Here is a 25,586-nt window from a genome sequence, read left to right as displayed (position 1 = left end):
GCTGTTCCTGATCGGCACCGAGATCGACTACGAGATCACCAAGCTGTCGTCGAAGTTTGTGTTCCACAATCCCAACGAAACCGACGCCTGCGGCTGCGGCGAGAGCGTGACGATCCAGCCGGCGATTGACACCGAGCCCTGATGTTGGCGCGGACGCCTTCTTGTCTAAAGTGCTGCCGCCTGTAGGGCGCGCCAGGCTTCCGTCGCGCGGATGACCGCCCGTTCTACTCTTCCGATACTGGCCTTCTGTGCTCGGCCCCTTGTGGGTCCCAGGTTATCAGCAAGCGCAAGGCCGCCCGCCCTTTTCGTCGCTGTTCCGCTGCATTGCCAGGTCGAGGTCTAGGCGTCAGATGCAGGCCTTCGCCAGCATGCAGGCTCCGGCCATCAATGGAATTCCCGTCGCCGCAAGTGCGACAAGCAGGGCGCTCGGGATCGCGATCCAGCCCCAGAGGCCCAGGTGTCGGAAGACGAGAATGAGCGCCATGACCCAGCCGGCGGAGATTATCAAGGCGCCTGCAAACATGATCCATGCTGAAGGTGGAAGGCTGCTCTGCGCGCCAAAAATGCCTCCGGCTAGCCAAGTCGCGACGACGAGCGCCGTCGCTGCGGCATAGGGCATGGCCTGAAGGGCTATGGCGCGCCAGGGGAGAGCTCGAAGCCTCACGCGGTCGCGGCCACGTTCTTCCGCCCGTTCCATTCCACCAACACCGACGGCCTCACCGGCTGCCCCGTCGCCTGGGCGATCAGTTCGTTGGTCCGGGTCTCGATCACGGTCTCCAGCCGTTCCATGAACGCGTCCTTCGACAAGCCCGGCAGGATCGGCGGCAGGAACTCAATCGTCGCCTGACCGGCGGTCTTCTGCTTGTCGGTCTGCTTCCAGAAGCAGCCCAGATTGGTCGCTACCGGCACGACCGGGAGGTCGAAGTCCTGGCTCATATAGTAGACGCCCGTGCGATAGCGGAACCGCTCGCCGGGGGCGGCCAGATGGCCCTCCGGATAGATCAAGATGCGGCGGCCTTCTGCAGCGACCTGGGCGGCGCTTTTTGAGAGCGCGGCACGCGCTTCGGGACCGCCGCAGCTGTCGACCACGATGGCGCCGAATTTCTTCAGGATCGCGCCGACCAGCGGGAATTTCTCCAGATGGTCGCCCGTAACGAAGCTTAGGTTCTCCACATTGGCGAACATCACGAAGCCATCGCCCCAGCTGTGGTGCTTGGCGGCGATAATGAAGGCACCTTTGGGCAGGTGTTCCTGGCCCTTCAGGTCGATCTTCACACCGGCGAACGTGCGCAGCGCCCACAGCATCCGCTGGCTATAGAGCCGCAAGGCGAAGGCGATGGGGCGTCGCCCCGGGAGCAGGGCGGAGAGGGCGGCCGACAGCCCGTAGAAGATCGAAAGAACCCAGTAGTAGGCGTTGAACAGCGCGCTGCGCATGGTTCGGATATCCTGTGAGGGTTAGCGAGCGACGAGAACGGCCCGGACAGCCGCCGTCATGAGAGGAGCATGGATGGAGAGGGCGTCATCGCCCAGTCGACCGTAGGCCTTGTTCTGGGCGGTCTGGGTGATCACGCCGATCGCCATGGCGGCGAGCACGCGCGGATCGCCCGGTGGGAGTTCGAGGCCCATCATGGCCTGCTTGATGGTCGCTTCGACCATGCTGACAGGGTCATGGCCGTCTTCCTGATAGTAGGGAAGAAAGTGATGCAAATGCAGAAGGTGGAACGAAAACAGCAGCCAGTCTTCATCTGCGACGGTGCAATAGGCCTGAACGATCGCTGCCGCCTTGGCCTGAATCCCCAGCGACATATCGGCATTGACGGTGATCAGGTCCGAGAGGCGACGATGGGTCTCCATGAAGAGCCCGACTGCGAGTTCGTCCTTGCTCTTCCAGTGACGGTAGATCGCGCCTTCCGAGACACCGGCGCGGGCTGCAATGGCCTTGGTGGTCGATGCGTTGACCCCCTCGGTCACGAAGACCTCGAGGGCGGCACGTTCAATGCGAGGCTTGGCGCTCATGCAGCGAAGATGACAGGACTTGCTGCGGATTGCAAGTGAGCACTCACTTACATTGATGGTGCAGTTGACCGGCGCGGCGCGTGACGCTTAATCGCGCGATGATAAGCTCAATTCTGGTCTATTCGATGGGAGAGGTCATCGGCGATGGCCTCATCAAGCTTCCCTTCATCGCAGGGCTGCGCGCAGCGTTTCCTGAAGCCCGTATCAGCTGGTGTGCCGCAAAAGGCGATACGGTCTATGCCGGGCCTTTGAAGGGTGTTGTCGAAGGCTATCTTGACGAACTCATTGTCGACGGAGCGATGGGGACGGAAGCCGCCGAGCTGTTGCCCTGGCGAAAACCGTTTGCCGGCCGGCGCTTTGATCTGGTCATCGATACCCAGGAAAACATCCGGCGGAGCTGGGTTATCCAGCGCGCCGCGAGCTACAGCTTCATTTCAGCAGCCAAGCTTGCGAGGGTACCAGGCTGGCCGCCAGCACTCGTGGATCGGCTTGCGCGACTGCTTGACCTGGCTACTGCGGGGAAGGGCGCACCGCGTGCCCTCGAGCTGGCGCGCGCCGATGCCCTGCAAGCCGCTGAACTGCTCCTGCCAGAGGGACGACGCTATGTCGGCCTCGCACCTGGTGCCGGAGGGCAGGACAAGCGCTGGCCGCTGGACCGGTTCATTGCCCTTGCAGGAGCAATCGAAGCAGGCGGTGCCACGCCCGTATTCTTCTTTGGACCGGACGAGGCTGAAGATGCCGAAAAGGCTATGGCCTCTGTCCCGCGAGCGCTCTTTCCAGAGCGGAACCGCAAGGATCCCTTCGACAAGGTCAAGGGTCCACTACTGGTCATTGCCCTGGCTGGCCGCCTGAGTGCTGCTGTGGCAAATGATGCCGGGCCGGGCCACATGCTGGCGGCAGGAGGCGCGCCATTGCTCTCGCTGCAAAAGGATCGTCGCAAGGCGGTTAAGTTCCGCCCGGCCGCCCAACGCCTTGAGATGCTGGTCGCTGGGGATTACGGAGACAACATGGCCGCTCTCCCTCTCGAAGCGGTTGAGACTGCGCTCTCGCGACTTCTGGCGGGGGGCTGATCCCGGAGTGTCCTGAATGCCCCTTCTCGCGCCCATCTCGGCCGGCGAACTTGTCGACAAGATCACGATCCTGCGGGTGAAGGCCGAGCGCATCGGTGACCCCGTCAAGATTGCCAATGTAAGCAAGGAACTCCTGCTGCTGGAAGCCATCGCCCTGGAACACCTTCCGGCAGGAGAGCCGATGGAGCGTCTGACGGCTGAGCTCACCGCCGTGAATGCTGCGCTCTGGGATGTTGAGGATGGAAAACGCGATTGCGAGCGCCGTCAGGATTTCGGACCTGCCTTCGTGGCGCTGGCTCGCCGGGTCTATATCGAGAATGACCAGCGGGCCGCGATCAAGCGCGCGATCAATGACCTGTCAGGTTCGGAAATCATTGAGGAAAAGAGCTACAAGCCCTATCTGGCAGCGCCGGGTTCATGATCGAGGTCATACAAGGCACGCGAGACATGGTCGCCGGACTGGAACCGGAGCTGCGCCCTGGCCGGTTCGTTTTTTGTCAGAGCCCACATGAGACATGGTGGGACCTGAAACCCATCGCCATGTTTCAGGAATCCGAGGGCGTCAGCCTCATCCTGGAGGAGGGACGGGCTTGCGCTGCGGGCATCGCTAGCCATGACGTCATGGGACTGATCACTCTGAACGTCTATTCCGCCCTGACGGGAGTGGGTTTGACGGCCTCTGTTTCGTCAGCGCTCGCCGCAGCGGGAATTGCCTGCAACATGGTCGCAGCCTTGAGCCACGACCATGTCTTTGTGCCCTATGAGCGGACGGAAGAGGCGCTCGCTATCCTGCGGAAGTTGCAGGCTAGCGTCCCTTGAACGCCGCCACGCGCTTCTGGAGAAAAGCGCTGACGCCTTCGATGAAGTCCTCAGTTTTGCCGGCAAACTTCTGGGCTTTGCGTTCCGCGTGGAGCTGACCGTTCCAGTCAGCGTCCAGGCTGTCCCAGACGAGTTTGCGGATCGAACCCAGGGCGATTGGTCCATTGGCGAGCTCAAGAGCGATTGATGTCGCTGTCGCCATCAGCTCCGCGTCCGGGACGCACCGGTTGACAAGGCCCCAGTCCAGGGCTCTGGCCGCCGGAATCTTGTCTCCCAGGAGCATCATTTCCATCGCCCGGGCCTTCCCCACCATGCGGGGCAGGAGATAGGTGGAGCCACCATCCGGAACGAGGCCGATACGGCGGAACGCCTGCAGGAAATAGCCGCTCTCGCCGGCAATGATCATGTCGCCCATCAGGGCCAGTGAACAGCCGACACCGGCAGCGGCACCATTGACAGCCGTCACGATGGGGAAGGGGAAGTCACGCAGGGCCGTCATCATGGGGTTGTAGACGGTCTCCAGGGCGGAACCCGCATCCGGCTTGCCATCGACGTCCAGTTCGCGCCCGGCCGCACCGCCACCGGACAGGTTGGCGCCCGAGCAGAAACCGCGCCCCTCACCGGTGATGATAAGGGCTCTGGCCATAACCTTGCCTGCGGCGATCGACGCGAGGGCATGGGTGATTTCCCGCGCGAGATCCAGGCTCGCGGCATTCAGGGTTGTGGGGTCGTTGAGAGTGATCGTCGCCACGCCGTTTTCGGCTGAAAGGCGGATCTTGTGGTAGTCCATGGCGTCCTCCCGAATTGTTCACGCTCTTGGGAACAGCAAGGCGCCCCTCACCTTGCGGAAGACCAGCAGATTTTCATACGAAAGCGCCGCCGTTTGAAAAACGGCGGCGCAATTGGATCGGAGTTGGGGTCTGAAGTCAGGCTGCGTTGGCCGACTCAGGCTTGCCGTCTGCGCAGCTGACCTTGTTGCGGCCGCTGCGCTTCGAGGCATAGAGAGCAGTATCGGCGCGTTCCATGACCGAATGTCCGCTCTCTTTCGGGCGCCGTTCAGCAAAGCCCGACGAGATGGTGATGGTGCCGAGGTCCTCGTTTGTGGATCGGCGCTTGAGCATGCGCGACGAGACTTCAACGCGAATTTCCTCAAGCGTGGCGGCGACGATGGCCGAGCTCTCACGCGGGAAGATCATCGCGAACTCCTCGCCGCCGTAGCGCGCCGCGAAGCGGGGCATGGCTGCGACCCGGCCGATCACCGATGCGACATACCGGATAACCTGATCGCCTGTCTGATGGCCCCAGGTGTCATTGAAGCCCTTGAAGTGGTCGATATCGAGCACGGCCAGACAGATGGACGAGCCGGCTTCGTCAGCTTCTGCACACGCACGGTCGAGTTCTTCATCGAACGCCTTGCGATTGGCAAGATTGGTCAGGCCGTCCGTCGTAGCGTCGCGGCGAACCTGCTCGAGGTGCTCGCGGAGCCGATCCACTTCAGCCGTCGAGTCAGCGAGGCGCTTTTCGAGCGACTGGTTTTCCTTGTGAACGCGGCGGGTCGCATCGGCGAGGTTGCTGACGACGGCCTTGATGGCATCGACGTCGCCTGGCGTGCTGAGTTCCTTGGAAACCCCGGCCAGATGCTTGCCGAAGGCGGTATTCGATTTCTGGGCGTTCTGGATCGCCTTCGAGACGGATTCCAGTTCCTTGGACAGCAGGTCACCGGCATCCCGGATCTGTTCGTTCAGGCGTGCTTTCGGCAAATAGGTCGCGGCCAGTTCTTCGCAGACGAGCTCGGTCATCGGCTCGCCCATGGCAATGAGCCTGGTCAATTCACGCGCCAGCGCCCCTTCGGGGTCTGCGACATAGTGCGTCCAGAGTTCAAAATTCAACGCTGTTGGCCACACCTGATGGCGTTCCATCAGGTCAACGGCGCGACGCGCAATCTTGTAGGCGTCGGGGCCGCGGAGGGTGGTTTCAACGTCAGCCATGATTTCATCCCCAGATCGTTGCGCTCAACAGTGATTGCACCGATCGCTTGGGGACGGACCTTAGCGGAAAGAGTTCAAACGACCGGTTAAGAGCGAACGACGTTCTCTTGCGTTCTGCGTTTTGCCCGACCATTGTGAACGTCGATAAGATGAGCCAGCAATGGCCTCCGGGAGGATTGTGACTATGAATGCGCCTGTGAACCTGACGCTCGACGCGCACAAGGCTGAGATGAATGCCGTCCTGAATCGCCAGAAAGCTGCGCATCTCCGGGATGGCCCGCCCAGTGCTGCAAAGCGGACAGAATGGATCAATCGTTGCATTGATCTGCTTGTTGGGCACCAGGCCGAGATCGCCAAGGCCGTGAACGAGGATTTTGGATCCCGGTCACCGGATGCGACGGCCCTGACCGACGTCGCGGGTTCAATTGGCCCCCTGAAGTTCGCGCGCGAAAACCTCTCGCGCTGGATGCGGCCTCAGAAGCGCAAGACGACGCCGGCGATCCTCGGGCTCTTCGGTGCAAAAGCCGAGGTCCAATATCAGCCCAAGGGAGTGGTAGGCGTCATCAGTCCCTGGAACTTTCCGGTGAATCTGACCTTTGCACCGCTCGCCGGAATTCTGGCCGCCGGTAACCGTGCAATGATCAAGCCTTCGGAATTCACCCCGGCGACTTCCGAACTCATGAAGGTGATGTTTGCCAAGGGCTTCTCTGAGGAGGAGATTGCGGTTTTCACGGGTGGACCGGAAGCGGGGCAGGCCTTCTCAGGATTGGCGTTCGACCACCTGGTCTTCACGGGGGCGACCTCTGTGGCGCGGCACGTCATGCGAGCCGCTGCCGACAACCTCGTTCCCGTGACACTGGAACTGGGTGGCAAGAGCCCCGTGATCCTGTCCCGTGGCGCGGACATGGCTACGGCGGCCGCCCGGATCATGAACGGTAAAACCCTCAACGCCGGACAGATCTGCCTCGCGCCGGACTATGTCTTTACGCCCGCCGAGGACCTCGAAAGCTTTGTGGCTGAGGCCAAGGCTTCGGTCGGTCGCTACTTCCCGACCATCAAGGACAACCCTGACTACACGGCGGTCGTAGCTCAAAGGCACTTCGACCGTATCCGCGGCTATATCGATGACGCGCGTGAGAAGGGGGCCACGATCGTTGAGATCAACCCCGCCAGCGAAGACCTGTCGCAGCAGCCGCATCGCAAGATCGCGCCGACCCTGATCCTGAATCCTACGGACGATATGGCGGTCATGCGTGAGGAAATCTTCGGACCGGTTCTGCCGGTGAAAACCTACAAGACGGTCGATGAGGCCATTGACTACGTCAATGCCAACGACCGGCCGCTGGCGCTCTACTGGTTCGGAACGGATGAGGCCGAACGCGACCGCGTGCTCGCCAATACAACGAGCGGCGGGGTCACGGTCAATGACGTGATTTTCCACGTCGCGCAGGAGGAACTTCCCTTTGGCGGTGTCGGCCCGGCAGGAATGGGGGCCTATCACGGGCACGATGGTTTCCTCGAGTTCAGTCACCGGAAGGCTGTTTTCCAGCAACTGAAGAAGGACATCGCGCCCATGCTCGGCCTGCGACCGCCCTATGGCGCGGGGATCCGCAAGTACCTCGCGGGCCAGATCAAACGCTAAATCCAGAACAGGCCTGGGGCGTTGTCAGCACATGGCAACGCCGCTTGCCCATCTCGTACCGGCCCGGGTTTGGGATCAGGCTGGCGATTTTGCGGCCTGATCCATCGCCTTCAGGATTTGCTCGGGCGCTTCAGCGCCAACGACCGCGACCTTGCCGCCGAAAATCGCAAACGGCACGCCGGTGACGCCGCCCTGGACCGCCATGGCGTGTTCCCGTGTGACGGCGTCCTTATCTGCCTCTTCTGACAGCAACTGAAGCACGGTCAGGCGCTCCATACCCGCAACTGCGGCGATGTCCGCAAGCACCATGGGATCGCCGATATCGCGCCCCTCCGTGAAGTAGGCGGCAAACAGGCCTTCCACGACCATGTCCTGCACCCCGGCACCGTGAGCCCACCGGATCAGTCGATGGGCGGCATTGGTGTTGGGCGCCTTTTCGATGATCTCGAAGCGAAAGGTGATCCCGTCCTCGGCTCCTCCGCTGACAAGCGCTTCATGGACCTGCATCAGGCGCGCAGGATCCTTGAACTTCGCGGCCAGATAGGCGCGCCGGTCGGCTCCGGATTCCGGGATCGACGGATCAAGCTGGTAGGGTCGCCAGACAATCTGCGCGCGATAGTCGGGCCGTAGAGCAACCGCAGCCTTGACCCGTCGCCAGCCGAGATAGCACCACGGACACACGACGTCGGCGACGACGTCCACGATCATTGGCGATGCCATTTGGGCTCCCGTCAGCCGGCTTCTCTTTGCAGCGCACGGGCCGCAGCCCGCTCGAGCGCCTTCACGGCACCCTCGTTGTTTTCCATCTGGGCTACGCCGATGTCGAACTCGCAGACAAAGGGCGGACGATCTTCACCGGCATCAAAAGCGGTACAACCGATGACCGCTGCAATCCGCTCAGCTGCGGCACGGGCAGCTGCCTGGTTCGTTGCCGGAAGCGCCAGAGCAAAAACCTCAGGGGCAAGGCGGGCTGCGGTATCCTCGACCCGCACCAGTCGCCCGACCATCGATCCGATCTGCGGAATTGCGCGGTCCAACCAGCCGTTCTGGCGGGCCCAGAGTGTCTCAGGCTTGTCAGCCACCCGCAGGACACAGATTGAGAGAGGCCGGGAGCGTTCTTTCGCCGCCGTTGTCAGCTTGGCCAGGTGAGCGGCGAAAAGATCGCGGGTGAAGAGTCCGGTTGCCGCATCCATCAGGCCGGAGCTCCGGGCCTTCTCGAGCGCACCCCGGATCGATTCTCCACGCCGATAGCTCCGGGCAAGTTCCATGACCCGACGCGCTGTTTCCACCTCTGGCGTTTCCGGTGAAGCCACATCGGAGACGCCCCGGTGAAAGGCCTCCGACATCGTCACATAGCTTTCCGCCTTGAGGTAAAGCATGGCCGGGATGTGGAAGAGGCGCGTATTCCGGCGCATCCCGGCCGCAATCGACAGGGCTTCCTGCTGATTGTCTCCAGCCCACAGCACGACCGAGTCGAACGCTCTCTCATGCAGGTAGTCAAACGCTGTGTAGGCCGTAAAGGCTCCGACCACCTCCGCGCCGCTGCGCTTGAGGGCGTTGGACAGCGCCAGAAACTGGGGCGCGGGTTCACCGACGGCTAGGATCCTGAACGGCGAGACCTGCGGCTCCGGCAGATCCATCCGCCGGCCTCGTTCACTAAAGGTCTGCAGTCTGAGTTCGTACTCTTCCTCAGCAATCGCCGTGCGAACAAGGGACTCCAGCCTCAAGGCCGCTTGCGATGGGTGAAGCGGGGGAGACAGGGTCAGGTCAAAAGCTTGACCAGGCTGAATGTCATCCGGCTCGCCGATTGCGATCACGGGCAGACGACGGGGTGCCACAGCGGCCTTGAGTCGTCGCGCCAGCGACTGCGTATCAGGCCCGGCACTCGCGAGGTCCACGATTACTGCCTCAATAGGCAAATCGCCGAGGGCAGCCAGAGCGGCGTAAGGCCCCCTTGCCGTGACGGTGCGCCAGCCGAGGCGATCAAGTCCTTCGGACAGGGGACCTGCTCGCAGGTCATCTCGCGCTACGATCAGGATCCGGGCGTCTACCGCCACACTCTACCTCCGCCCGAAACCCACCGAACTCAGGCCATGATGGCCCCTGGAGATTCGACGCAGCAACATAGCAGAGGGTTGCAGGCGGCATAGGGATGCAACGCCGCAGGAGCGCGAAAGCCTGCGACTGAACGGCCCGACATTTTGGCAACAAACCCGGGCTTGCATGACCGAACGTCAGGGCCGCTCTAGTTCTGCTCAACTTCGTACCGAAGAGTCACTTGGGAGGACGCCGTGGGCCAGGGACCGCTGTCAGGACTAAAGATCGTCGAGTTTGCGGGCATTGGTCCGGGGCCTTTTTGCGGGATGCTGCTCTCAGACCTAGGCGCGGACGTCGTTCGCATTGACCGAAAGGGGCAGGGAAGGGGATCACCGGCCGACATTACGGCGCGAGGGCGCCGCTCCGTGGCCCTGGACCTGAAAAAGCCTGAGTCCATTGAGGCCTGCCTGAAGCTGATCGAGGCGGCCGATGGTCTCATCGAAGGGTTTCGTCCTGGTGTGATGGAGCGGCTTGGCCTTGGTCCCGATGTGGCACTGGCGCGAAATCCCCGCCTGGTGTTCGGACGCATGACCGGCTGGGGCCAGTTTGGCCCGTATGCCAAGGCGGCCGGCCACGACATGAACTATATCGCCATTACGGGGGCCCTGGCTGCGATCGGCACGGAGGAGAAGCCGGTTCCGCCCCTGAACCTCGTCGGAGATTTCGGCGGGGGCGCGCTCTATCTGGCTTTTGGCCTTCTGGCGGGTGTCCTTCACGCGAGAGCCACCGGCACCGGTCAGGTCATCGACTGTGCGATGAGCGACGGAGCCGCCTCGCTGATGGCGATGTTCTATGGCTTCAAGGCTGGCGGCATGTGGACGGAGGGGCGCCGGGCCAATCTACTGGACGGCGGGGCCCACTTTTATGACACCTACCAGTGTTCCGACGGCGGCTGGATTTCAATTGGATCAATCGAACCCCAGTTCTACCTGCTTCTCCTTGAAAAAACAGGCATAACGGACCCTCAGTTCCAGCATCAGATGAGCCGCGAAGAGTGGCCTGAGCTGCGGGAAAAGCTGGCTGCCGTGATCCGGACCAAGACCCGGAATGAATGGTGTGAACTGATGGACGGCACCGATGTTTGCTTCGCGCCGGTCCTGACGATGGATGAGGCTCCCAATCACCCGCACAACGCGGCGCGGGAGACCTTTGTCGAGATCAATGGGGTCGTTCAGCCGGCACCGGCACCTCGCTTCTCGGCAACCCCGGGAGAGATCCAGGGACCGCCACCGAAGATCGGAGGCGACAACGATAGGGCATTGGCCGATTGGGGCTTCACGCCCGAAGCCGTCGCCGAGTTGAAGTCGGCTGGCGCCCTCTGATTGAAAGAGATGCTTCAGCCCGTTCGCTTGTGGATGAGCTGAAGCTATCGCCTTGCTCCCGGCTACAGGTCCGATGGCCCATGGTTGCTTTGTAGGCGGGCCTTGTAATGCATGTCTTGCATCGGCTGGCCGGCGCGGGCAGGTTCCCGCCGATGCAAGATCCTCAACCCATTCGCTGGCGAGACCTTGATCTCGATCCGATTCATTGGGCCAGGGAAGTGCTTCGTGTCGTCGGCCTGGCCCTCGCGAGGATCTGGGGGCGAGACGTCATGCTGTATGTCGGCGGTGTCTCGTTCTTTGCGCTTCTGGCCGTCTTTCCCGGCCTTGCGATCCTGATCGGGATCTACAGCCTGCTGCTGACACCTGAGCAAGCCGCGGCCCAGGCCGAAAACTTCGCGGGATTGATGCCGGTCGGTGCTCGCAGTCTGTTTCAGAGCGAACTGACCCGTCTGGCCCATGCACCAGAGCAGACCGTCTCTGCCCAGAGTGCCATCATCCTGGTTATCGGTACCTATGCGGCCCATCGGGGTTTCAAGGCCCTACTGGCTGGGCTCTCGTTCATCCACGACGAGGAGGATCAACGGGGCTTCGTCGGCTTCAACCTCATGGCTCTGGTCGTGCTGATCGCGGCATTCGGCCTGCTTTTCATGATGTCCGGTATCTTCCTGGTGCTTCGACTGCTCGGCAGCGCCCTGAATCTGAGGCCGCTGGAAGGCGTCCCGTGGATTCAGAGCGAGTGGACCTGGGCCAGTATCGGCCTCGTTTTTGGCATGACCCTGATCTATCGCTACGCCATGTCACGAGCGCCGGTAGGCTGGCGGGCATCGATGGCCGGCGGGGTCGCGTCAGCGATCCTGTGCCTGTTTATGTCTTCGGCCAGCGCGTTTTACGTCGAGAAGGTCGCGCGCCTCGGCGCGACCTATGGGTCCATCTCAGCCGTGATCATCTTCCTGATCTGGCTCTCATGGAGTGTAAACGCGATTTTTCTCGGCGGTGCGCTCGCGACGGAAGTCGAAATCGCCCTCGATGAAAGGCCGCGTGACCTGGTCGAGGGACCGCGGGCCATCCCGCTTAAGGAGCCTTCTCCACCAGAAAGCTGATGGAACCATCGGCTTCTTCAACCGTGGCCAGCAGTTTCGCGGGCAGGCTGGCGGCAAAATGCGGGACATCAATCCGCGCAAGCGGGTCGTCCGCGATCAGGCGTACGCGGCCACCGGGGGGCGCAGCTTCAAGCGCGCGACGCAGGCGCAAGGTCGGTACCGGGCAACGGTGCCCCCTGGCGTCGACCAATGTGGGATCAGCTGCCATTGAACACGGCTTCTGCGTCAGCGGCCGGCAGGATACGGTACTGGCCGGGTGAGAGGTCGTCCGGGAGCTCGATCCCGCCAATGCGCTCACGGTGCAGGCTGAGGACGTGATTGCCGACTGCGGCAAACATTCGCCGAACCTGGTGGTAACGCCCCTCGGTGATCGTCAGGCGTGCCGTTTGACTGTCCAGAACGCTGAGCTCAGCCGGAAGCAGGGGCTTTTCCTCGCCCTCAAGCATGAGTTCGCCGGACGCAAAGCGATCCGCCTCGTGCCCCTCCAAAGACCGGTCCAGGGTTGCAAGGTACGTCTTCGGAACATGGCGTTTGGGCGAGATGACACGGTGCAGGTAGTCGCCGTCATCGGTCAGCAGGATCAGTCCCGAAGTGTCCTTGTCCAGGCGTCCCACGGTCGAGATCGCCGGGTCGCGTATGCGCCAGCGCCGTGGCAGCAGGTCATAGATTCGATCGCCGTCTTCCTTGTGGGAGCACACCACCCCCAGCGGCTTGTGCATTAGAAGAACCAAGGGGGCGGGCGGGTCAACAGCGACACCGCGGATCGTCATTCGCGCCGGCAGATCGGAGGTCACAGCAACCTTGCTGCCGATATCCTTGAGGACGGCTCCATCCAGCACGACGCGCCCGCCCGCAATCATGGCCTGCACGTCTTTGCGACTGCCGTAGCCGAGATTGGCGAGGAGCCGGTCCAGACGTGCCATCAAGGCCTTGGTCACTTGCGCGCCTCGAAAACCTTGTAACCGTTGGTCTCGCCGGCCAGCCGAACACTGGCGAAATGTTCGGCCAGGATCGCCTCGTAGGGCAGGTGGCGGTTTGCGACCAGCCAAAGGCGGCCGCCCTTCTTGAGGGACGTGGCCGCCAGACGAATGAAAGCCTGCCCCAGGGACCGATCTTCGCCACCGGTCTCATGAAAAGGCGGGTTCGTGACAACAAAGTCCACTACGCCCAGGTCGTCGGTAGCCTTTCTCAGGTCATCCCAGACGAAACTGGCCCGCGAGTCTTCGATGTTCCGGCGGGCGGCATCGATCGCACGACGGTCAAGATCGATCAGCGCCAGCTTTGTCACAGTCGGCGACTGCAGCACGGCCCGGCTCAACCAGCCGATACCGCAGCCGAAATCCGCCACCATGCCAGAAAGCGGCGGCATTGTTTTCAGAAGCAGCGCCGTGCCCGGATCAAGCCGGTCCCAGCTAAAGACACCAGGTTGCGTCCACAGGCCGTTGCCCCCCTGTTGCGGGGCCCCCGCCGCAATGGCCTCTGCCGTACCTCGCACTGCATCAGGGCGAAGGGCCACACAGATCCGGTTGTGTCGCTTGGAACTTTCTCCGACGACACAGCCAAAGGCCTCGAGTTCCTTGCGGAGACGCTGACCACCCCGGTCCTTGGGCGCGAAAACGGTCAGGCGACCTTCCGGGGCAAGCGCCCGTAACGCATGAGCTAGAACAAAGCGGCGTTCCACGACACCCGCGGGCGCTCGAATTGCAATGGCGTCAATTGAGCCGTCTGCGAGGGCTGCGACATCTGACGCCCCGGGGATCAGGGGAGAAAGCTGAAGGGCGTCTGAAGCCACCGGGGCCAGATCATGATCGGCATGACCGTAGAGCGCGGTGCGAGGCGTCTGCATGCAATTCCCGGTGCTGTCTGAACTGAAGCGCCGGGCCTTCGGGCACGTCGCCACGGCCTTTTGGGTGTGGCGGACAGGGTGGGATTCGAACCCACGGTAGACTTTCACCTACGGCGGTTTTCAAGACCGCTGCCTTAAACCACTCGGCCACCTGTCCAGACGGGGGCCTATATCAGCGCCTTTGCGCCTTAACCAGTGTGCAAAACACTTCCGTCATAAACTAGGGCGTTAAGGATGCTTTCTCGTCGGAAAGACGTCGCATGACCGTCGAACGATCTATCCAGACCAACTCCGGGATCTTTGCGGCCCTGGCCATGGCTGGACTGTTGGTGACGGCGTGCGCGACGCCAGACCCGCGCTTCGCGATCGGTGGATCAGAAGCTGGGCGGCCGTCTTCGCAGTCGGCTCCACCCGCTGGAAAGCCATTAAGAGGGACCGAAAAACCCTATCAAATCAGAGGCGTCTGGTACTATCCCAAGGAGGATCCCGACTACGACGCCAAAGGCGTAGGCTCCTGGTACGGAGAGCAGTTTCACAACCGGCGAACCGCCAATGGCGAGCTCTTCGACATGGATCTGCCGACGGCCGCGCACAAGACCCTGCCACTGCCCAGTCTGGTTGAGGTCACCAACCTCGACAACGGCCGCAAAATGATTGTGAGGGTCAATGACCGCGGGCCGTTCATCGATGACCGGATCATCGACTTGTCTCGCGCCGCCGCTGAAGAACTAGGCTATCGTCGGCAGGGCGTGGCCCGTGTGCGCGTGCGCTATGTTGGTCCGGCATCAAGAGCGATGTTTCAGCCACGACAGATCGCGCAGGTCGAAACGCCTTCCGCAGCGGACCCTACTGCTTTGGAAGCCGACCCTGGTGTCGACCCCGGAAACAAGACTGTAGATCCTCTGCCGGAGGCTGCGCCCGCCGTGAGCCGAGCCGAATTCAGAGTTCAGGCCGGGGCCTTTGCCAATCGAGACAATGCGGTGCGCGTAGCCGCGGCCCTGCAGTCAACAGCCGTAGCCGTCATCGAGCCCTTGGAACGATCCGGCGGGCTTCTCTACCGGGTTATCGTTCCCGCAGGTCCGGACGAAGGCGATGCCTGGACCTTGCGTGAGCAAATTGTAGCCTTGGGGTTTCCCGGCGCGACGGTCCTGCGCCCCTAAGGCAGGGCGTTCTGCCCTCTGGACAAGTCCGGGAAACCGGTCGAAGTCACTCCTGTGAAAAAGGGCATATTCATCAGTTTCGAAGGCGGTGAAGGGGCTGGTAAATCCACCCAGATCCGCGCTCTGGGTCAACGGCTTGAAGCTGCTGGCTTCGACGTGGTGCTGACCCGCGAGCCGGGAGGGAGCGAGGGGGGCGAAGCGATACGAGACCTGCTGGTCAACGGATCAGCCGATCGCTGGTCATCAGTGACCGAAACCCTGCTGATGTATGCTGCACGCCGTGACCACCTTGAACGCGTGATCTGGCCGGCTCTGGAGCGAGGATCAGTCGTTCTTTGTGACCGATTCTCAGACTCCACCCGGGCCTATCAGGGGGCCGGAGGCGGAGTCCCGGACGGGCTGATTGCCGATCTGGAAAATCATGTTCTGGGGGGTAGACTTCCCGACCTCACTCTCATTTTTGACCTTCCGGCCCAAGCCGGATTGCAGCGGGCCGAGGCCAGGGGCGGGGCAGCACGCTTTGAAAGCAAAGGCCTCGCCTTTCACGAACGACTTCGCGCCGGCTTTATCGAGATTTCAGAACGCGAGCCGCAGCGCTGCGCTGTGATCGATGCAACAGCCACCGTTGATGTCGTATCCTGCAATGTCTGGGACGTGGTGTCGTCAAGGCTGGAGCTTTAGATTTGGAAACTCCGCCGCATCCTCGTGACGTATTCAGGCTTGAAGGGCTGGACCGCGCCGAATCCGCCTTCCTTGATGCCTTGTCCAGAGGGCGCCTGCACCATGCCTGGCTGCTGACGGGCGGGGAGGGGGTCGGGAAGGCAACCCTGGCCTATCGTATGGCCCGCCGGCTCCTGGGTGCACAGGCGAACCTCGACTACGGAATCCTGGGGGCAGCCCCATCGGATCCGGTCTCACGTCAGGTCTCCGCGCGTTCCCACCCTGACCTTATGGTTCTTGAGCGTGCGACCGATGACGGGAAGGTCCGCAAGTCCATCCCGGTTGATGAAGCGCGACGGCTGCCTGAATTCTTTGCCAATTCGCCGGCAACATCTCCCTACAGGGTCGCCATTATCGACGCGGCTGACGATCTCAACGTCAATGCTGCAAACGCGGTCCTAAAGACACTTGAGGAACCGCCACCCAAGGGGATCATTCTGCTGGTCAGCCATTCGCCTGGCAGGCTGCTTCCAACCATCAGGTCTCGCTGCCGGCGCCTGGCGATCCCGGCGCCGGGGTTCAGCCTGGCAACCCAGATGTTGGTCGATCAGACAGGCCTTGATTCCAGATCCGCCGAACGTCTGGCCCAGATGGCCCAGGGGGCACCGGGTCGGGCTCTGCAACTGGCCTCTGCCGGTGCCCTGGCCATGGATGATACCGCCGGCGAGATTCTGCGGGGTCTTCCCGGCATTGACGAAGCCGCCCTGCTGGCCTTGGCAGATACATTTCGGGGAGGCGAGGGCGCAGCCCGCTTCGAGTTGCTGTTCGAACGCCTTGCCGATCAGATCCGCGCCATGACCCTGCGTCTCGCCACTACGGGCAGTTCTGCGGCGCTCGACCGATGGGCGGCGGTATGGGAGAAGCTCTCCCGTTGGCCCGGCGAGGCTGAAGCCGTCAATCTGGATCGCGCCGACGTCTTCTGGAGTGCAATATCGGACTTGCGCGCCGCTGCCAGGACGGCGATGTGAGCCCATGCTCATCGATAGTCACGTCAACCTTCATGCCCCCCAATATGCCGAGGACCGCACCGCAGTGATCGCTCGGGCCCGTGAGGCCGGCATCCAGCTCATGGTGACGATTTGTGACAAGGTTTCTTCGTTCGGCGACGTTCATGCCATCGCGATGGCCGAGCCAGACATCTGGTGCACGGTCGGCACCCACCCGCACGAGGCCAAGGAGGATCCCGACCTGTCGGCCGATACCCTGGCAACCCTCGCACGACGTCCGCGCGTCATCGGCATCGGGGAGTGTGGCCTCGACTTCCACTACGACTTCTCTCCCCGGGACGTTCAGGCCAGGGTCTTCCGCGCTCATATCGCTGCAGCCCGCCAAACCAGTTTGCCCCTGGTCGTCCATACACGAGAGGCCGACGACGTGATGGGCGACATACTCGAGGAAGAGTACGCCCGCGGCGCTTTCCGGATCTTGATGCACTGCTACACCAGCGGCCCCCGACTTGCGGCGCGTGCGGTGGACCTTGGAGCCTATTTTTCGGTCTCCGGCATCGCTACATTCAAGGCGGCTGAGGAGGTGAGGGCGGTCATCCGCAGCATGCCTGAGGATCGGATCATCGTCGAAACTGATTGTCCTTACCTGGCTCCGGTTCCCATGCGCGGCCGACGGAATGAGCCGGCCTATCTGCCCCACATCCTCGACAAGCTCGGTGAGATCAGAGGCTGGAGTCGAGCGGAAGCTGAGGCCAGGACTGAACGCGCGTTCTTTAGCCTGTTTGATCGGGTCCAGCGCCCATGAGCCAGACCCTTGAATTCACGATCCTCGGGTCTGGATCCTCAGGTGGCGTTCCGCGCGCGGATGGCAACTGGGGAGACTGCAATCCCGAAGACCCACGCAATCTGCGAACCCGGTGCTCACTCCTGGTGCGTCGCAAAGATGAAAGCGGAACTGCAACGGCGGAAACGACCGTCGTGGTCGATACATCTCCGGACTTCCGGCTGCAGTCCGTTCGCGCCGGCGTTCGCCGCATCGACGCGGCGCTCTTCACCCATGACCATGCTGACCAGACTCATGGGATAGATGATCTCAGGCCCTTTTTTCTTAATCAGCGCCGCAAGATACCGGCCTATATGGATCCAGCAACGCTTGCTGGCCTAACGGCGCGCTTCGCCTACATCTTTGAACATCATGGCGGCTATCCCGCGATCTGTGAGGCACGGGCGCTTCCGGACCACGGCCGGGCCTGGTCGATCGACGGGGCCGGCGGATCCATTCCGGTTCTGGGTTTTGACCTGGACCATGGCGGCGCTCGTTCGGTCGGCTTTCGCTTCGGCGACGTAGCCTATACGCCGGATGTCGTCGGGATCCCCGAAGAGTCATGGCCGGCGCTGATGGATCTCGACGTCTGGATCGTTGACGCCCTGCGATGGACGCCGCATCCGACCCATGCGCACGTTGATCTGGCGCTTGAATGGATCGCCCGGGCCAAACCGCGTCGCGCCATTCTCACCAATCTCCATATTGATCTGGATTTCGAAGTGCTTAGTGCCAGGCTCCCGACGCACATCGAGCCAGCCTACGACAATCTCCGCTTCATGGCTTAGACCCGGGCGTGAGACATGGATTGTTTGCGCGGCGGAATACCGGCCCGAGGCTGATCAACATTATTTCCGATAATATATCTTAGACGAAATACATTTCACCGCCAAAAGCGTCGCGCGCGCAACGAGCACAGCGAGCCTCTAGAAGCGCTGCTCTTCGAGGTGACCGTTCTTCAGGGCAAACACCCGGTCCATGTAGCGGGCCAGATCCATATTGTGCGTGGCGATCAGGGCCGCAACGCCCTGGCTGCGGGCAAGACCATAGAGCGACTGGAACACCGTCGCCGACGTCGCAGGATCCAGATTCCCGGTCGGCTCGTCTGCGAGCAGCAAACGGGGCTCGTTTGCCAACGCCCGGGCAATGGCAACGCGCTGTTGTTCTCCACCAGACATCTGGGCGGGCTGATGGTTCTGGCGTTCCGCGAGACCGAGTTCCGTCAGTAGACCCCGCGCCCTCGCCTCAGCATCAGCGCGACTGCGGCCAAGGATCATGCCGGGCATGGCGACATTCTCCAAGGCCGTGAATTCGGGTAGAAGGTGGTGAAACTGGTAAACAAAACCCACCGTTGCAAGACGAATACGCGTGCGGACGCGCTCGGACAGTTTCGAGCAGTCCCGGCCCGCAAGGGCCACGATGCCACTGTCAGGCCGTTCAAGAAGCCCCGCCGAGTGCAAAAGCGACGACTTCCCGGAGCCGGAAGGACCGATCAGACCGACGACCTGTCCTGGGTAGACGTCAAGGTCGACGCCCCTAAGAACAGGCAGGTCGCCCGCTTCGGTTCTATAGACTCGCTCAACCCCACGCAGGGACAGGACGGGATCACTCATAGCGAAGCGCCTCCACAGGATCGAGGCGCGAGGCCCGCCAGGCCGGCGGAAGGGTCGCGGCGATGCTCATCAGGGCAGAGAGGCCGGCAATGCCCCCTACTTCAACCCAGTCAATCTTGGCGGGGATGTGGGACAGCATGTAGACGTCAGCACTGAAGACTGCCGTTCCGGTAACCCATTCGACAAAATTCTGGATGGGGGTGATGTAGGCACAGAAAGCCACGCCCAGCAGAAGTCCCGTCAGAGTTCCGGCAACGCCGATCGATGCCCCGGCCATGACGAAGATCCGGAGGATAGCCCCCTGCCCCGCCCCCATGGTCCTGAGGATGGCGATGTCACGGCCCTTATTTTTCACAAGCATGACGAGGCTTGAGATGATGTTCAGCGTCGCAATGGCGACAATGCAGAAGAGGATCAGGCGCATCACCTTTCGCTCAACCTGCAGCGCAGTGAAATAGCTGTGGTTTTTGTCCATCCAGTCGGCAACCAGAGCTCCCGGACCGCTGGCCGATTCAACGGCCGGCTTCAGGTCTCGGGCGCGATCGGGGTCATCAACCTTGATCTCGACATAGTCGATCGAGGTGTCGCGACCAAAGAACAGCTGGGATTGCTCCAGCGGCATATAGACATAGGCCTCGTCGAACTGGCTCATGCCGACACTGAAAACACCCCCAACGATGTAGTCTTTCTCGCGGGTCGAGGTCCCGAAGGCTGTGGCGGGCCCGGTTGGCGAGATCAGCGTCAGAGCGTCTCCCGGTGCGACGCCTAGATTGGCCGCCATCCGGTCGCCGATCAGCACGATGTCGCCACCGAATTCGCCCTGACCGAAGCCGGCCATTGATCCCCGCTTGATGTTGCCGGCGATCATTTTCAGACCCATGAGATCGCCAGGCGTCACCCCGCGTACGATTGCCCCTGTGACCTGCGCCGGGCCAATGACCATGGCCTGGGCTTCCACCACGGGAATGGCCTGGCTGACGCCTTTGACGGCACGGATCTGGCGAATGATCCCATCGCGGTTCGGGCCGTTTATAAGCGGAGCCTGCACATAGAGATGCCCGTTGAAGCCCAGGATCCTGCCAAGCAGCTCAGCCCGGAAGCCGTTCATGACGCTCATGACGGTGATAAGGGCGAAAACCGCCAGCATCACGGCGCAGAACGAGATCACCGCGATCAGGGCCACGCCGCCGTTCTTTCGCTTGGCGAGTAGATAGCGCCAGGCGACGGACCGCTCCCAGCGGCTGAACGGACCGGCGGCCCTGAGGTCAGCCATCAGGCGGCCTTGCCCTGGGTCAAACCCGCCAGAACGGACTCGAGTGATGCGGTGGACCGCTCGCCGGTCGCGCGGTTCTTGATCTCGACCACACCCTCGGCAATGCCCTTGGGACCGATGATCATCTGCCAGGGCAGACCGATCAGATCCATAGTGGCGAACTTGGCACCACCACGCGCGTCAGTGTCGTCATAGAGAACAGTCCGGCCGGCTGCCGTCAGAGCCTTGTAGGCCGTGTCGCAGGCCGCATCACAGGCCGCATCGCCCTGGCGCATATTGATGATCCCGACATCGAACGGCGCAACCGACTCCGGCCAGATGATCCCGGCAGAGTCATGGCTCGCCTCGATGATCGCGCCGAGCAGCCGCGAGACGCCTACGCCATAGGATCCCATCTGGACGGGTACATCCTTGCCGTCGGGGCCGGTGACAAGGGCCCGCATAGGCTCTGAATACTTGGTACCGAACGAGAAGATGTGGCCCACCTCAATGCCGCGCGCAGACAGGCGGTCTGCGTCCGGCACCGCCGCGAAGGCTGCCTCGTCGTGCATTTCCTCTGTGGCCGCATAGAGCGCGGTGCGCTGATCGACCAGCGACTGGAGATCGCCATCCCAATCAACATCCGGGCCGGGAGCCCCCATTTCTACCAGATCCCGGTGACAGAAAACCGCACTCTCGCCGGTCTCGGCCAGGACAATGAACTCGTGGCTCAGGTCACCGCCGATCGGTCCCGTGTCGGCGCGCATCGGTACGGCCTTCAGGCCCATTCGCGAGAACAGGTTCAGGTAGGCCACGAACATACGGTTATACGACCGGCGTGCGCCGTCGGCATCGAGATCGAAGCTGTAGGCATCCTTCATCAGGAACTCGCGACCGCGCATCACGCCGAACCGCGGACGGCGCTCGTCCCGGAACTTCCACTGAACGTGGTAGAGGTTCTTGGGCAGATCCTTGTAGCTCTTGACGGACCCCCGGAAAATCTCGGTGATCATCTCTTCATTTGTCGGTCCGTACAGGAGCTCGCGCTCGTGACGGTCGGTAATGCGCAGCATTTCGGGGCCATAGGCGTCATAACGCCCTGACTCGCGCCACAGATCCGCCAGTTGAAGGGTCGGCATAAGGAGTTCGATGGCACCGGCCCGGTCCATCTCCTCACGAACAATCTGTTCGATACGATTCAGAACCCTGAGACCCAGAGGCAGCCAGGCATAGATGCCGGCCGCTTCCTGCCGGATCATGCCCGCGCGCAGCATCAGTTGGTGCGAAACGATCTGGGCGTCGGAAGGAGCTTCCTTCAGGACGGGCAGGAAATAGCGCGACAGGCGCATCAGGACGACGTCTCCGGGGCAATATGAGGGCTTGAGATAGCCTTTCGGCCGCCAGCTTGGCAACGCGCGCGGCAAAAAGATGACGGAGGCTGACGTGGGAGCAGAAAAGAAGGCCGCGCGAACCTCGCGCGGCCTTGCAAGTTCTTCGTCGGGGAAGACGCCACAGAAGGAGACCGGAGAAGCCAGTCTCGTAGAGCAACCCTAGGCGTCCAAACGATTGTTGGGGTCAACTCTTCCCGGCTGAGCAGATCATTCATGCATTTCGCCTAAGCCTTGAGCGAACAGGGGCAAAATGATCGCCCGCCGCTCAAGGCTTGGGCATTGCCCATGCCTAATAGCTGGCCGGAAGCGCCGGCAGGCTGATCAACTGGAAGCGAATGACCAGCCAGAGAACCGCAAACACCGCCACGGAGACCCAGGTCGTCGTAAAAAACTTGCGCTTCAAGTTCGGGTTGACCGGCGCGGCCGGATCACCGCCACCCGGCGGCTTGAGACCCATCTCGTGATAGCTTCGTGACCCCAGAGGGAGGACGACGAACAGAACTGTCCACCAGATCGTCAGAAAAATTGCAATGGCGGTGATCGGGCCCATCAGTGGTGCGCCTCCTTGGGCGTCTCCATGAGTTCGACCAGAAGGCCGCCCATGTCCTTGGGGTGAACGAAGATGATCAGGGTGCCGTGGGCGCCGATGCGGGGCTCGCCCAGCACGGTAGCGCCCTTGGCGACAAGCGCGTCGCGCGCTTCGTAGATGTTCTCAACTTCAAAGCAGATGTGGTGCTGGCCGCCCTTGGGGTTCTTGGCCAGAAAACCGTGAATGGGTGAAGACTCGCCATAGGGCTCGATCAGTTCAATCTGGCTGTTGGGCAGATTGACGAAACAGACCCAAACCCCCTGCTCCGGCATGGCCCACTTGTCCGTGACCGATGTCGCGCCCAGCAGATCGCGATACATCTTGACGGAGTCATCGATGGAAGGCGTGGCCACGCCTACATGGTTCAGCTTGCCGATCATGATCCTGCTCCCGCGCATTTCTTGTTTGCGCGAAGGCGTAACACCTGTGCTGCATTGCGAAAAGACCCACGCGCCGTGTCGTTTGTACGGCGCGCAGGCCTGCCGCTACGTCAGATCCGGAGAACGGTCGTCTCGACGACGGGCTTGCGCTCCCAGATCCGGAATGCCGCCTTTTTGACAGCGCGCGAAATGGCGCTCTCGATGGCTTCGTCGATCTCCTTGTCGTCTCCGCCCATCCGCTTGAAAGCGGTCTCGGCTTCTTCCGCCAGATCGTCCATCGCCTCGTCGAGCGGGTATTCATTGTCACCGGCCAGTCCAAGGCCCCGCACCTGCGGCCCCGATACGATCCGGTTCTTGCCGTCCAGCACAATGGAAACCGCGAGCATGCCGTTGAACGCTGCATGGCGCCGCTCACGGAGAGCCTGACCATTTTCCGGTGTCACGACACCACCATCCACATAGAGCCGTCCTGCCGGCACTTCATCGATGATTTCGGCGTGGCCCGGAGCAAGCCGAACCATATCGCCATTGCGCGGCGTAACGGCAAAGGGGATCTGGAGGTCTTTGGCAAAGGCGGCATGTTCGATCAGATGGCGACGCTCGCCATGGGTCGGGACAGCGATCTGCGGCCGCGCCCACTGGTACATCTGCTTGAGTTCGTCACGACAGGGGTGACCGCTGACGTGAATGCCGGGCGTGTCGCGCTCGGTGTGCAAGCGCACGCCCCGGTCAGCCAGCTTGTTCTGAAGGTTGCGGATCGGAATCTCGTTCCCGGGAATGATCCGCGAACTGAAGACCACGTGATCACCCTGGGAGAGCTTGACGTGCGGATGGTTGCCCTCGGCGATCCGCGACAGGGCGGCCCTCGCCTCCCCTTGGCTACCCGTGCAGAGGAACAGAACCTCGTTCTCGGGCAGGTACTTGGCTTGATCGTCTGTGATGAACGGCTCGATATCCTGGAAGAGCCCAACGGAGCGGGCCGCCGCGCTCATGCGGTGCATGGAGCGCCCGGCCAGGCAAACCTTGCGCCCCGCCGCCTGGGCCGCCCGGATCACGGTGTCCATACGGGCGACGTTGGAGGCAAAACAGGCCACGGCAATCTTGCCGGTGAGGCTGGAGATCAGCCGGTTCATGGCGACGCGCACATCAGCTTCTGAGCCGGCTTCTCCGTCAACAAAGACGTTGGTGCTGTCGCACACCATGGCCAGCACGCCCTCGTCGCCGAGCTTGCGGATGGCATCGATATCGGTCGCGGCCCCGAGCTGAGGCTCGGGATCGATCTTCCAGTCTCCGGTGTGCAGGATCGTCCCGAGCGGCGTCTTGATCGCCAGGCCGTTCGGCTCCGGGATCGAGTGGGTCAGGGTGATCATTTCCAGGTGGAAGGGGCCAAGGTCGAACTGACCACCCAACGGGATCTCGGTGATGGAAACCTCGTCCAGTAGCCGCGCGTCCCGAAGCTTCTCGCGCAGCAGAAAGGCCGTAAACGGCGTGGCATAGACGGGTGCCTTCAGCCGCGGCCAGAGCCAGTGCACGGCACCCAGATGGTCTTCGTGGGCATGGGTCAGAACGATGCCGAGGATGTCATCGGCGTAGGCTTCGATAAACTCGGGATCAGGAAGGATGATCTCAACGCCGGGCGTCGTCTGGTCGCCGAATGTCACGCCCAGGTCAACGACGATCCACTTGCGATCGGTCGGCGGACCAAAACCATAGAGATTGAAGTTCATGCCGATCTCGTTGGATCCGCCCAGGGGCAAAAAAACGAGTTCGTCGTCGGGGGAAGGCTTGTCGGTAAATTTGGTCATCAGGTCTCTAAACTGGTGTTGCGGCGATGAATCTCGAGGAGACCACGAATGGTCAGATCTGGATCGAAGTGGTCGATGCTGTCGGTTGCGCCTTCGAACAGCGAAGCGACGCCGCCGGTCGCGACCACGGTCATGGTTTCAGCACGTTCGGCCTTGATGCGCGTGATCAAGCCTTCGATGAGGGCAATATAGCCCCAGAAGACGCCTGACTGCATGGCCCCGACGGTATCCTTGCCGACGACCCGCGCCGGGCGCTGGATCGCGATCCTGGGCAGCTTGGCGGCTGCCTCATGCAAGGCCTGCATGGAAAGGTTGATACCTGGGGCGATGATGCCGCCCTCAAAGGCACCGTCTGAGGCGACAATGTCAAACGTCGTTGCCGTGCCGCTGTCGATCACGATCAGCGGGCCGGGATAGACCATGCTGGCCCCGACGGCATTGACGAGGCGGTCGGCACCGGCTTCCGAAGGCTTCTCGATCCGGACATCCACGCCGAGCTTGGCATTCTCGCCGATCACCAGCGGTTCGACATTCAGATAACGCCGCGACAGGTTGCGCAGGTTGAAAATCGACTGCGGGACGACGCTCGAGATGATGCACGCATCGATGGCCCGAAAACCCAGTCCCTGCATCGACAGGAGTTGAGACAGCCAGACGACATATTCATCAGCTGTACGGGTGCTCTCGGTCGCCGAGCGCCACTGGGCGATCCAGCTCTGGCCATCGTGGATGGCGAACATGGTGTTGGTATTGCCCTGTTCAATCGCCAGCAGCATCAGCCTGCCTCACCAAAGAAGACGTCCCCGGCAGAAATCCGCCGCACCGATCCATCAACCAGACGCAGGCGCAGCGAACCGTCGGTATCCAGGCCTTCTGCGATGCCCTCGACGGTTTCATGGCCGAGCCTGGCGACACAGGCTTCGCCGAGCCCGTAAGCCCGTTCCGTCCAGGCCTGGGCGATTGCGGGAAAGCCGACCTGCTCCCAGACGCCCTGCCACCTTGCAAA

At 62.1% G+C, this 25,586-nt stretch carries 29 protein-coding genes, 1 tRNA gene and 1 pseudogene; 12 read left to right on the top strand and 19 right to left on the bottom strand.

Features of this window, described 5'->3' with window-relative positions; all coding sequences use genetic code 11:
* Positions 1-142 (top strand): HesB/IscA family protein (locus DBR10_RS19765; RefSeq protein WP_442861108.1); only part of this gene is annotated, 142 nt, incomplete at its 5' end.
* Between the two features lie 204 nt (positions 143-346).
* Here the strand turns inward: DBR10_RS19765 and DBR10_RS06290 are convergent.
* Genes DBR10_RS06290 through DBR10_RS06280 form a run of 3 tightly spaced genes read right to left on the bottom strand, consistent with a single transcriptional unit; the run spans position 347 to position 2,016 of the window.
* Positions 347-619: a hypothetical protein gene (locus tag DBR10_RS06290; protein ID WP_146184108.1), complete on the bottom strand. Its 273-nt coding sequence runs from the start codon at positions 617-619 to the stop codon at positions 347-349.
* Positions 620-660: 41 nt separating this feature from the next.
* Complete coding sequence (locus tag DBR10_RS06285; RefSeq protein ID WP_108490303.1) at positions 661-1,434, bottom strand: lysophospholipid acyltransferase family protein; 774 nt, start codon at positions 1,432-1,434, stop codon at positions 661-663.
* 21 nt (positions 1,435-1,455) lie between these two features.
* Positions 1,456-2,016, bottom strand: a complete 561-nt coding sequence (locus DBR10_RS06280; protein WP_108490304.1) for a TetR/AcrR family transcriptional regulator — start codon at positions 2,014-2,016, stop codon at positions 1,456-1,458.
* 98 nt (positions 2,017-2,114) lie between these two features.
* On the opposite strand from DBR10_RS06280, the gene DBR10_RS06275 reads away from it, so the two are divergent.
* Genes DBR10_RS06275 through DBR10_RS06265 form a run of 3 tightly spaced genes read left to right on the top strand, consistent with a single transcriptional unit; the run spans position 2,115 to position 3,905 of the window.
* Entirely contained in the window at positions 2,115-3,086 is a 972-nt protein-coding gene (locus tag DBR10_RS06275; RefSeq protein WP_108504642.1) for a glycosyltransferase family 9 protein, read from the top strand.
* A 16-nt stretch (positions 3,087-3,102) separates the two neighbouring features.
* Complete coding sequence (locus DBR10_RS06270; RefSeq protein WP_108504643.1) at positions 3,103-3,507, top strand: DUF6165 family protein; 405 nt, start codon at positions 3,103-3,105, stop codon at positions 3,505-3,507.
* Positions 3,504-3,905 carry an ACT domain-containing protein gene (locus DBR10_RS06265; RefSeq protein WP_108504644.1) on the top strand — a complete coding sequence of 134 codons (402 nt, stop codon included), beginning with the start codon at positions 3,504-3,506 and terminating at the stop codon, positions 3,903-3,905. The genes DBR10_RS06270 and DBR10_RS06265 overlap by 4 nt, the downstream gene beginning before the upstream one ends.
* Here the strand turns inward: DBR10_RS06265 and DBR10_RS06260 are convergent.
* Together DBR10_RS06260 and DBR10_RS06255 are read right to left on the bottom strand one after the other, a co-directional pair.
* Entirely contained in the window at positions 3,892-4,695 is an 804-nt protein-coding gene (locus DBR10_RS06260) for an enoyl-CoA hydratase/isomerase (protein WP_108504645.1), read from the bottom strand. The two genes, DBR10_RS06265 and DBR10_RS06260, sit on opposite strands and share 14 nt — an antisense overlap.
* 136 nt (positions 4,696-4,831) lie before the next feature.
* Positions 4,832-5,893, bottom strand: coding sequence for a GGDEF domain-containing protein (locus DBR10_RS06255; RefSeq protein WP_108504646.1), 1,062 nt, complete (start codon positions 5,891-5,893; stop codon positions 4,832-4,834).
* A gap of 184 nt (positions 5,894-6,077) precedes the next feature.
* Here DBR10_RS06255 and DBR10_RS06250 point away from each other — a divergent pair, with 184 nt between their 5' ends.
* Positions 6,078-7,535 carry a coniferyl aldehyde dehydrogenase gene (locus DBR10_RS06250; protein WP_108504647.1) on the top strand — a complete coding sequence of 486 codons (1,458 nt, stop codon included), beginning with the start codon at positions 6,078-6,080 and terminating at the stop codon, positions 7,533-7,535.
* A gap of 75 nt (positions 7,536-7,610) precedes the next feature.
* On the opposite strand, the gene DBR10_RS06245 is transcribed toward DBR10_RS06250, so the two are convergent.
* Positions 7,611-8,255 carry a DsbA family oxidoreductase gene (locus tag DBR10_RS06245; RefSeq protein ID WP_108504648.1) on the bottom strand — a complete coding sequence of 215 codons (645 nt, stop codon included), beginning with the start codon at positions 8,253-8,255 and terminating at the stop codon, positions 7,611-7,613.
* 11 nt (positions 8,256-8,266) lie between these two features.
* Positions 8,267-9,592, bottom strand: coding sequence for a diguanylate cyclase domain-containing protein (locus DBR10_RS06240; protein WP_108504649.1), 1,326 nt, complete (start codon positions 9,590-9,592; stop codon positions 8,267-8,269).
* Between the two features lie 234 nt (positions 9,593-9,826).
* Between DBR10_RS06240 and DBR10_RS06235 the strand changes: the two genes are divergently transcribed.
* Both DBR10_RS06235 and DBR10_RS06230 read left to right on the top strand, forming a co-directional pair.
* Positions 9,827-10,954 carry a CaiB/BaiF CoA transferase family protein gene (locus DBR10_RS06235; protein WP_108504650.1) on the top strand — a complete coding sequence of 376 codons (1,128 nt, stop codon included), beginning with the start codon at positions 9,827-9,829 and terminating at the stop codon, positions 10,952-10,954.
* A gap of 152 nt (positions 10,955-11,106) precedes the next feature.
* The gene (locus DBR10_RS06230) at positions 11,107-12,054 is read left to right on the top strand and encodes a YihY/virulence factor BrkB family protein (RefSeq protein ID WP_108490234.1); all 948 of its coding nucleotides are present in this window, start codon (positions 11,107-11,109) and stop codon (positions 12,052-12,054) included.
* Here DBR10_RS06230 and DBR10_RS06225 read toward each other — a convergent pair.
* The 4 genes from DBR10_RS06225 to DBR10_RS06210 form a co-directional block, all read right to left on the bottom strand.
* Complete coding sequence (locus DBR10_RS06225; protein WP_108490232.1) at positions 12,026-12,262, bottom strand: sulfurtransferase TusA family protein; 237 nt, start codon at positions 12,260-12,262, stop codon at positions 12,026-12,028. The two genes, DBR10_RS06230 and DBR10_RS06225, sit on opposite strands and share 29 nt — an antisense overlap.
* Positions 12,252-12,992: a pseudouridine synthase gene (locus tag DBR10_RS06220; protein WP_199223499.1), complete on the bottom strand. Its 741-nt coding sequence runs from the start codon at positions 12,990-12,992 to the stop codon at positions 12,252-12,254. The genes DBR10_RS06225 and DBR10_RS06220 overlap by 11 nt, the downstream gene beginning before the upstream one ends.
* Positions 12,989-13,900, bottom strand: coding sequence for a class I SAM-dependent methyltransferase (locus tag DBR10_RS06215; RefSeq protein ID WP_108556210.1), 912 nt, complete (start codon positions 13,898-13,900; stop codon positions 12,989-12,991). Before DBR10_RS06215 ends, DBR10_RS06220 begins: the two co-directional genes overlap by 4 nt.
* 67 nt (positions 13,901-13,967) lie before the next feature.
* A tRNA-Ser gene (locus DBR10_RS06210) sits at positions 13,968-14,057 on the bottom strand.
* Between the two features lie 103 nt (positions 14,058-14,160).
* On the opposite strand from DBR10_RS06210, the gene DBR10_RS06205 reads away from it, so the two are divergent.
* The 5 genes from DBR10_RS06205 to DBR10_RS06185 are packed head-to-tail and all read left to right on the top strand — an operon-like array spanning position 14,161 to position 18,338.
* A complete protein-coding gene (locus DBR10_RS06205) occupies positions 14,161-15,060 on the top strand; it encodes a septal ring lytic transglycosylase RlpA family protein (protein WP_233243296.1) in 900 nt (299 codons plus the stop codon).
* A 54-nt stretch (positions 15,061-15,114) separates the two neighbouring features.
* Complete coding sequence (tmk, locus tag DBR10_RS06200) at positions 15,115-15,741, top strand: dTMP kinase (RefSeq protein ID WP_108490450.1); 627 nt, start codon at positions 15,115-15,117, stop codon at positions 15,739-15,741.
* Between the two features lie 2 nt (positions 15,742-15,743).
* Positions 15,744-16,748, top strand: coding sequence for a DNA polymerase III subunit delta' (locus DBR10_RS06195; protein ID WP_108504651.1), 1,005 nt, complete (start codon positions 15,744-15,746; stop codon positions 16,746-16,748).
* 4 nt (positions 16,749-16,752) lie between these two features.
* The gene (locus tag DBR10_RS06190; protein ID WP_108504652.1) at positions 16,753-17,532 is read left to right on the top strand and encodes a TatD family hydrolase; all 780 of its coding nucleotides are present in this window, start codon (positions 16,753-16,755) and stop codon (positions 17,530-17,532) included.
* Complete coding sequence (locus tag DBR10_RS06185; RefSeq protein WP_108504653.1) at positions 17,529-18,338, top strand: MBL fold metallo-hydrolase; 810 nt, start codon at positions 17,529-17,531, stop codon at positions 18,336-18,338. Before DBR10_RS06190 ends, DBR10_RS06185 begins: the two co-directional genes overlap by 4 nt.
* 138 nt (positions 18,339-18,476) lie before the next feature.
* Here the strand turns inward: DBR10_RS06185 and DBR10_RS06180 are convergent, their stop codons facing one another.
* The 8 genes and pseudogenes from DBR10_RS06180 to DBR10_RS19760 all read right to left on the bottom strand — a co-directional run.
* Complete coding sequence (locus DBR10_RS06180; protein ID WP_108504654.1) at positions 18,477-19,163, bottom strand: ABC transporter ATP-binding protein; 687 nt, start codon at positions 19,161-19,163, stop codon at positions 18,477-18,479.
* On the bottom strand, positions 19,156-20,436 hold the full coding sequence (locus DBR10_RS06175; protein WP_108504655.1) for a lipoprotein-releasing ABC transporter permease subunit: 1,281 nt from the start codon (positions 20,434-20,436) through the stop codon (positions 19,156-19,158). The genes DBR10_RS06180 and DBR10_RS06175 overlap by 8 nt, the downstream gene beginning before the upstream one ends.
* Complete coding sequence (gene proS, locus DBR10_RS06170) at positions 20,436-21,764, bottom strand: proline--tRNA ligase (protein WP_108504656.1); 1,329 nt, start codon at positions 21,762-21,764, stop codon at positions 20,436-20,438. The genes DBR10_RS06175 and proS overlap by 1 nt, the downstream gene beginning before the upstream one ends.
* Before the next feature lie 331 nt (positions 21,765-22,095).
* Positions 22,096-22,356, bottom strand: a complete 261-nt coding sequence (locus DBR10_RS06165) for a DUF1467 family protein (RefSeq protein WP_108489911.1) — start codon at positions 22,354-22,356, stop codon at positions 22,096-22,098.
* Positions 22,356-22,775 (bottom strand): methylmalonyl-CoA epimerase, encoded by a 420-nt coding sequence (gene mce, locus DBR10_RS06160; RefSeq protein ID WP_108489910.1) that lies wholly within the window; start codon positions 22,773-22,775, stop codon positions 22,356-22,358. The genes DBR10_RS06165 and mce overlap by 1 nt, the downstream gene beginning before the upstream one ends.
* A gap of 110 nt (positions 22,776-22,885) precedes the next feature.
* Positions 22,886-24,580 carry a ribonuclease J gene (locus DBR10_RS06155; protein WP_108504657.1) on the bottom strand — a complete coding sequence of 565 codons (1,695 nt, stop codon included), beginning with the start codon at positions 24,578-24,580 and terminating at the stop codon, positions 22,886-22,888.
* Entirely contained in the window at positions 24,580-25,359 is a 780-nt protein-coding gene (locus tag DBR10_RS06150) for a type III pantothenate kinase (RefSeq protein WP_108489781.1), read from the bottom strand. Before DBR10_RS06150 ends, DBR10_RS06155 begins: the two co-directional genes overlap by 1 nt.
* Positions 25,356-25,586: pseudogene (locus DBR10_RS19760) on the bottom strand (biotin--[acetyl-CoA-carboxylase] ligase); the annotation flags it as partial. The gene DBR10_RS06150 and the pseudogene DBR10_RS19760, both read right to left, overlap by 4 nt.

The organism is Caulobacter sp. HMWF025 (assembly GCF_003060965.1).
GTDB lineage: Bacteria > Pseudomonadota > Alphaproteobacteria > Caulobacterales > Caulobacteraceae > Caulobacter.
The sequence above is the reverse complement of the archived record's forward strand: the minus strand, read 5'-3'. Positions and strand labels throughout refer to the sequence as shown.